The organism is Kribbella sp. (genome assembly GCF_035655035.1).
Classification (GTDB): domain Bacteria; phylum Actinomycetota; class Actinomycetes; order Propionibacteriales; family Kribbellaceae; genus Kribbella.
Map to the genome: position 1 here is coordinate 1 of NZ_DASRVN010000451.1, position 6,975 is coordinate 6,975.

The 6,975-nt window shown below is 68.7% G+C and carries 6 protein-coding genes, 1 tRNA gene and 1 pseudogene; 4 read left to right on the top strand and 4 right to left on the bottom strand.

The genetic code is table 11. The annotated features are described in order from the left end of the window. The 3 genes from cobC to VFF46_RS24750 all read left to right on the top strand — a co-directional run. On the top strand, window positions 1–949 hold a 949-nt coding region (cobC, locus tag VFF46_RS24740), incomplete at its 5' end, for an Rv2231c family pyridoxal phosphate-dependent protein CobC (protein ID WP_325039595.1). A gap of 123 nt (window positions 950–1,072) precedes the next feature. Next, window positions 1,073–1,660 carry a BatC protein gene (locus tag VFF46_RS24745; RefSeq protein ID WP_325039596.1) on the top strand — a complete coding sequence of 196 codons (588 nt, stop codon included), beginning with the start codon at window positions 1,073–1,075 and terminating at the stop codon, window positions 1,658–1,660. Then, on the top strand, window positions 1,657–2,904 hold the full coding sequence (locus tag VFF46_RS24750) for a cupin domain-containing protein (RefSeq protein ID WP_325039597.1): 1,248 nt from the start codon (window positions 1,657–1,659) through the stop codon (window positions 2,902–2,904). Before VFF46_RS24745 ends, VFF46_RS24750 begins: the two co-directional genes overlap by 4 nt. Before the next feature lie 22 nt (window positions 2,905–2,926). Here VFF46_RS24750 and VFF46_RS24755 read toward each other — a convergent pair whose 3' ends face one another. The 3 genes from VFF46_RS24755 to VFF46_RS24765 form a co-directional block, all read right to left on the bottom strand. After that, complete coding sequence (locus VFF46_RS24755) at window positions 2,927–3,526, bottom strand: gamma carbonic anhydrase family protein (protein ID WP_325039598.1); 600 nt, start codon at window positions 3,524–3,526, stop codon at window positions 2,927–2,929. Window positions 3,527–3,771: 245 nt separating this feature from the next. After that, the gene (locus VFF46_RS24760) at window positions 3,772–4,989 is read right to left on the bottom strand and encodes an MFS transporter (protein WP_325039599.1); all 1,218 of its coding nucleotides are present in this window, start codon (window positions 4,987–4,989) and stop codon (window positions 3,772–3,774) included. Window positions 4,990–5,064: 75 nt separating this feature from the next. Next, window positions 5,065–6,303, bottom strand: a complete 1,239-nt coding sequence (locus VFF46_RS24765; protein WP_325039600.1) for an MFS transporter — start codon at window positions 6,301–6,303, stop codon at window positions 5,065–5,067. Window positions 6,304–6,555: 252 nt separating this feature from the next. On the opposite strand from VFF46_RS24765, the gene VFF46_RS24770 reads away from it, so the two are divergent. Next, window positions 6,556–6,644: transfer RNA gene (locus VFF46_RS24770), tRNA-Ser, on the top strand. Window positions 6,645–6,695: 51 nt separating this feature from the next. Here VFF46_RS24770 and VFF46_RS24775 read toward each other — a convergent pair. Beyond that, window positions 6,696–6,975: pseudogene (locus VFF46_RS24775) on the bottom strand (hypothetical protein); the annotation flags it as partial.

Below are 6,975 nucleotides of genomic sequence, written 5' to 3' on the forward strand. Positions count from 1 at the left end.
CGCGGGCACTCCGCCGCCCTGGCTGCTGGCCGCGATCACCGCGAGCCTGACCGACCTGGCGGCGTACCCACGCCCGGCCGCGGCGGTCGCTGCGGTCGCCGAACGGCACGCGGTCGCGCCCGACCGGGTCCTGCTGACCGCAGGCGCGGCGGAGGCATTCGTGCTGATCGCGCGGGCGTTCCGGCCGCGGCATCCGGTAGTTGTTCATCCACAGTTCACCGAGCCCGAGGCGGCACTGCGCTCGGCCGGGCACCTGGTCGACCGGGTGATCCTGCGGCCGGAGAACGGGTTCGTGCTGGACCCGGCCGCCGTACCGCGGGACGCCGACCTGGTTATCATCGGCAACCCGACCAACCCGACGTCGGTCCTGCACCGCGCCGACGACCTGCGCGAACTCGCGCGGCCGGACCGGATCCTGGTCGTCGACGAGGCGTTCATGGACGCCGTACCCGGTGAGCCGGAGTCGCTCGCCGGCGCGTCGATCCCGGGGCTGGTGGTGATCCGGAGCCTGACGAAGACGTGGGGGCTGGCCGGGCTGCGGATCGGGTACGTCCTCGCGCACGCGAGCCTGATCGAACAGTTGGCCGCCGTACAGCCGCACTGGCCGGTGTCCACTCCTGCACTTGCGGCGGCGATTGCCTGCAGCAACGAGCGTTCCGTGGCCGAGGCGGCGCAGGCGGCGGTCGACATCGAGCGGCAGCGTGTCCAGTTGGTTGACAGTCTCGGTGCGATTCCCGGCGTTTCGGTTTACGGCGTACCGCGGGCGCCCTTCGTTCTGGTGCAGGTTCCGGGGGCGGCGCAAGTGCGGGAATCCCTGCGTACACAGGGGTTTGCGGTCCGGCGGGGCGACACCTTCCCGGGGCTGGGGCCGGACTGGTTGCGGATCGCCGTACGGCCGGAGGATGTCACCGACGGGTTTGTGAAGGTGCTGTCGGATCTGTTGCGCTGACAATCGAGTCGGCGCTGTAACGCGGCGGAGGGTTTAGCTGAGGTCCACTTTGCGCACAAGATGGCCAGGTGCCCGTTGGTATCACTGGGCAACTTTCTGGCCGTTCGCGAAGGGAGCAGCACAATGGGTCTCAACGACGACGACATGAACACCTCCTCCGGAGGCGACAACCAGGGCGAGTACGGAGGCCCGGGCGGCGGATCGAACGAAGGCGAGCGGTCGGAGGGCGGGTACGGCGGCTCGTCCGAGGGACAGCGCGGCGGATCCGGTGAGGGGCCGGCTGACGGCGGCGCTTCGCAGGGCAGCCAGGACGGCGGCGCGGATGGTGGAGCCGGCGGCGGCCAGGGTTCCGGTGGCGGCGGTCAAGGTTCCGGCGGTTACGGCGAGGGTTCTGGTGGTGGGTCCGGGGAAGGACCTGCTGATGGTGGAGCCTCGCAGGGCAGCTCGGACGGCGGCGCTGACGGTGGAGCCGGTGGCGGCGGCGGGTACGGCCAGGGCGGTGACTCCGGCTCGGGTGGCGGTGGCTACGGCGAGGGCTCCGGTGGAGGAGAACGCCGGGACTCCGAGTCGGGCGGCGGTGGCTACGGCGAGGGCTCCGGTGGGGGACAAGGCCGGGACTCCGAGTCGGGCGGCGGCGGTGGCGGTTACGGCGAAGGGTCCGGCGGCGGGTCTGGGTCCGACAACGGTGGCGGGAACTCCGGAGGCTGGTGACTACGGTGCCGGAGGCCGGGCCGTTGCGGGATGAGCGCCCGGCGCTCCGGCGCTGTGTGGCCGGCGACCTCGACGAGTTCGCCGACGCGTACTGGGGTTCCCGGGCGCTGCTCTCGCACGCCCCCGATCTCCCCGCGCCGTACGACGACCTGTTCAGCCTCGACGCGGTGGACGAACTGCTGTCCCGCCGAGGCCTGCGGACACCGTTTCTGCGCATCGCCAAGAACGGATCGGTCGTCGGCGACAGCCAGTTCACCGGACCGGCCGGTGCCGGCGCGGAGATCGCCGACCAGGTCCGCGACGACAAGGTCGCCGCACTGTTCGCCGGCGGGCACACCGTCGTACTGCAAGCTCTGCACCGCACCTGGCCGGCGTTGGTCGACTTCTCGACACAGCTGGCCGCGGACGCCGGTCATCCGGTGCAGATCAACGCCTACATCACGCCCGCGGAGTCGCAGGGATTCGCCGCGCACTACGACGTCCACGACGTGTTCGTACTGCAGGTCGCGGGTGAGAAGCACTGGACCGTCCACGAGCCCGTGTACGTCGACCCGCTCCGCAACCAGCCGTGGACCGATCACGCGCGAGCCGTCGAGAAGGCTGCACGCGAGAACGGTCCCGTGGTCGACGAGGTACTGCGGCCCGGCGACGCGCTCTACGTACCGCGTGGGTTCCTGCACTCGGCCAAGGCGCTCGGTGGTGTCAGCGCGCACCTAACTGTTGGTCTGCACACCATGACGCGGTATCTACTCGTACAGGAGCTGGCCGCGCTGGCCGCCGACCAGGCGTCACTGCGTACTGCGCTGCCGCTCGGCTTCGACCCTGGTGATCCGGAGCAGCTGAAGCAACTACTGCCCGAGGTGATCGAGCTCTTCACGCAACAGCTCCAGACCACGACGCCCGACGCATTGGCCGAACGCCTCCGTCGCCGTACCTGGTCGAGCAACCGCCCCGCACCGCTCGCGCCCCTCGCCCACGCGGCCGCGATCTCCTCGCTCGCGATCGGTACGACGGTCCGCCTGCGCCCCGGCCTCCGCTGCCGCCTGATCCCCGGCGACCCGCTCGTACTCGAGCTCCCGGACCGAACGATCACCTTCCCGCCGAACACAACCGCAGCCGTCCAGCAGCTGACCTCCGGCGCCGACTGCAAGGTGGGCGAGCTCCCCGCCCTGGACGAACCCGACCAACTGGTCCTGGTACGCCGCCTCCTCACCGAAGCCGTCCTCGTCACCGATACCCGCTAACCGAACCGCCTGACCGCAGCCGTCACCCCGGATCCACCTCGCGGTCCGTGACGTGTGCGCCGTAGTACTCCGACTGACGCGCCATCAGCTCGCGCATCGGTGTACCGCGTGGCACGCCGTACACCGTGCCGGGAAAGTCCAGCTCGCGTTGGACCTGCCACAGCTCCTCGTGCCGGTCCGGGGAGAAGAGCTGCGCCGGATCGCCGGCGGCGATCCATCCGATCGGGAGGACCGTGCCTGCTGCCATCCGCGAGTTCACCTGCAGCACGCTGTTGATCCGGAGCTCCGCGCCTGCGCCGGCGACGGAACCGGGGAACAACGCGGCGCCCGTGGCGATGAAGACCTCGTCCTCGACCGTGGCGCCGTTGACATGTGCATGGGGACCTATCAGGACCGCGTCGCCGATCACTGCTGGATGGTCCGCCCGGCCGCGCACCAGAGCGTTCTCCATCACCACACTGTTCGCGCCGAGCCGGATCTCGCCGTTCTCCGCCGTCAGCACCGCACCGTGCAGGACTCTGCTGCCCTCGCCGAGGACGACGGCGCCACAGAGCACGGCCGATGGGGCGACGTACGCGGATGCGGGCACGACCGGTCGACGGCCGCGGTGTTCCATCAACATCTGTCCATCACCATCTGTCGGTGTCCTCTCCTGGCCTGACCTCCTCAAAGCTGTACCCGAACGACGTGCGGACTCTCCACTGCCCGGGTCCTCACAACCCGGGCGGCGGTGTCCTCCGGGCCGTCCACGTCGAGGTGGGAGGCTCGGTCCGTCGGACAATCCGGGTGGAGAACCGCGAACTGGGTCAACATTAGAACAGATGTTCGATCGAGTGCAACGCATCCTGATAGGTCAGGAAAGGCCGTTCAGATCCGCTCGGCGCTGAGCCGCGGAGCGACCCGCGCGAGCACGTAGATCGTCAGGCTCGCCACCAGCGCCAGCCCCGCGAGCACGACCCATGGCAGCTCGTGATGCACCTCGAACAGCTGCGCGAAGAACCCCGGCGCGAGCACGCTCGAGAACGTGAACGAGTACTGCCAGTACGACAGGTACTTTCCCCGCCCGATCTCCGGCGAGATAACAGCCGACAACGCGTTGTTCGTGGCCGCATGCAGTACGTCGGCGAACGCGAAGCAGGCAGTCGCCAGCACCAGCACCAGGACGACCCAGCCGCCTGGGATGTGCACCTGTAGCGCCATCAGCAACGCCCAGGCGGCGTACGCGATCCCAGCAACCGCCATGACGTTCGTACGGCGTCGTTGCACGGTGTGGCGTACTACGAGCGTCTGGCCGGTCGCCAGTACGACAGAAGTCGCAGCGATCAGTACGCCGACCAACCACTTCGGCACGGTGAGCGCTTCGGTGACGTACACGGGCAACCCGACACCGAGCATCATCGTGCAGAGCGCCAGCAGTGTGTTGGCACCGATCAGCACCAGGAACGTCCGGTCCTTACGCAGCAGCGGCGCCGGCCCGCTGTCGTGCGCGGCGCGCTCGTGGTGCGACGGGTGCAGCCGCATGAGCAGCAGACCGGCCAGGTAGAAACTGACCGCGTTCACGGCCATCGCAATCACGAACGGTTCATTGCCACCGAGCGCCAGCAGCCAGCCGGCGGCCAGGGCACCGAAGGCCACGCCACCGGCCTGCATCATCCCGCCGAGCCCGAACCACTTGTCCCGCTCGCCGTCGTCGGCGACGTCCGCAAGCAGGCTGAAGATCGCCGACCAGAACACCCGCTGGCCGGTGGTCATCACCAGCGAGCACAGGAACAGCAGCCAAAGCGACCGTCCGAAGAAGAAGCCGGTAAACGCCAGGCCCTGTGCGAACTGTGCGCCTACGACGATGTTCCGCGGGCCGACCCGGTCGACGATCACACCGACCGCTGCCGGTGCCGCGATCGAGAACAGCGTCGCGACCGTCAGCATCAGTCCGGCCGTCCCGAGCGGGATGTCCGCGACCTTGTTGAAGTACAAGAGCAGCAGCGGCCCAGCGCAGCCGCCGCCGAACGAGTCGATCGCCAGACCGGCCAGCAGCGGCACCCGGCCGCGCACGTTCGGGAGGCCGAGTGACGCGGCTGCGGGCATGGCGAAGCGCTCCCATCGGGTCATCTCGGCGGCTGGCGAACACTAGCAAGCGTTCGCCGGCCGTTCCAGCCGATTTCACTCCGTCACGGGCACCCGTCGTACGGCGACGTTCCGCAACGGCCGCCACGCCACCGCCGTCATCACCACCATTGCCACGAAGGCGATCGCGAACGGAGCAGCCAGCCCGAACCGTTGCGCCAGTACACCGCCCAGCGCAGAGCCGATCGCCGCACCGCCGGCTGAGGCCAGGAGGTACACGCTGTTGACCCTGCCCATCAGCTGATCCGGTGTGGCCAGCTGCCGCGTTGTAGTCGACACAATGCCCCACACCACCGCGTGGACGCCGAACACCGCCATGGTCGCGCCAGCGACCCACGGGTTCCTGGTGAGCGCCAGGATGAGGTGGATGGCGGTCTCGATGATCAGTCCGACCCGGAGCAGCGTTACGGAACCGACCCGCGGCTCCAGGAAGTGGTACGTCGGCATGCCGAGCACACCGCCCACCGCGCCGACCGACACGAGCAGACCGAACTGTGTGTCGCTCAGCCCGAGCCGCTCGCGCGCGAACAGCACCCAGGTCGCGAAGGCCGCACAGAACGTGACGTTCATGACCAGAATCGACAGGGCCAACGTACGCACGCCGGAGTGCTGCCAGAGCCACCGGACTCCTTCACGCACCTCGTGCAACAGCGCTGCACGAGCAGATGGCTCAGGGAGCGGCGGCCGTACGGCGACACGCGCTACGAGAGCTGCGGCCGCCGCGAAGGTGACTGCATCGAACACCAGCGGGATGCCGGCGCCCGCAGCGAACAGCAGTGCGCCCAGCGGCGGCCCGCCGAGCTGCTGGAGCACCGTGCCGCTGGCAAACAATCGTGCGTTCGCCTGACCGAGGTGCTCCTTCGGTACGGCGCTCACGAGCAGTGCGCCGGATGCGTTGTCTGCAAGGGTTTCTGTGGTACCTAGAAGGAAGAGAGCGGTGTAAATCGCCCAAAGTGGTGCAGTGTGAAGCAGTACTGCGGCACCGAGCGCAACCAGCACCAGTGCGCGAAAGATGTCAGCAGCAACGATCATGAGCCGCCGGTCGAGCCTGTCGACCAGCACGCCGCTGAACAGCGCGAACAGCAACCACGGCAACTGCTGGATGAACGCAGCGGCGCCAACGGCCGCCGGACGGGTGGTGATCGAGGCGACCAGCAACGGCCCGGCCGCGAGCATGGCGCCGTCGCCGAGGTTCGAGATGATCGCGGCCGGGAAGATCTTGCGGAAGTCGGCTCCGAGCTCGGCCGGAACGACGTACGCGCCAAGGGAACGCATCTGAACTCCTGAGGGCATGACGGAACGACGGGACACCGGCTTCTCCAGCCGGCGGTCCGCCCGGTCAGCCGCGTCAGCGCACCGACCGGACGGTGTGTGCCATGTCCTCGAACGACGTAGACATTGCTCCCACCTCCGTCCGTACCCGCGACGACCCGCCGCTCCGCACACCGTACCGGCCGCACCCCGCCCCCGCACTCCGATTCTGCCCACGCTCCCTGCGCTATCCTCGACCTTCGGCGGATTCCGCCAGGAGGGCTCGCATAGTGGCCGAGTGCGCTGGTCTTGAAAACCGGTATGGCGGGTGACCGTCATCGTGGGTTCGAATCCCACGCCCTCCGCTGTGTGATGTCTCAAGACATCGGCGACAGGTGAACCCACGATTCGTGGGTTCACCTGTTCTTTTTGGGGACGGGGCCGGGTGGTCTGCCGGTGGGTTGGTAGTCGCGGTCTGGGTCGAGGGTGAGTTCGCGCAGGAGTTCGCCGGTGGCGGCGTCGACGACCCTGATCTGTTGGTCTTGAACGAGGAGCAGGACGTGGGTTCGGGCGTGGGTTCGGCCGATGCCGATGTGGTGGAGTTGTCCGTTCATGCGGAGGGTGACGACGCCGGTGTCGTCGAGGCGGTCGGTGCGGACCCGGTCGTGGGTGTGGCTGGTCCGGTCGGTGGTGGGG

Bases quoted from the DNA above. Each gene is read 5' to 3' on its own strand.
- VFF46_RS24745 (WP_325039596.1), top strand. From the start codon at position 1,073: ATGGGTCTCAACGACGACGACATGAACACCTCCTCCGGAGGCGACAAC.
- VFF46_RS24755 (WP_325039598.1), bottom strand. From the start codon at position 3,526: ATGTTGATGGAACACCGCGGCCGTCGACCGGTCGTGCCCGCATCCGCG.
- VFF46_RS24760 (WP_325039599.1), bottom strand. From the start codon at position 4,989: ATGCCCGCAGCCGCGTCACTCGGCCTCCCGAACGTGCGCGGCCGGGTG.
- VFF46_RS24765 (WP_325039600.1), bottom strand. From the start codon at position 6,303: ATGCGTTCCCTTGGCGCGTACGTCGTTCCGGCCGAGCTCGGAGCCGAC.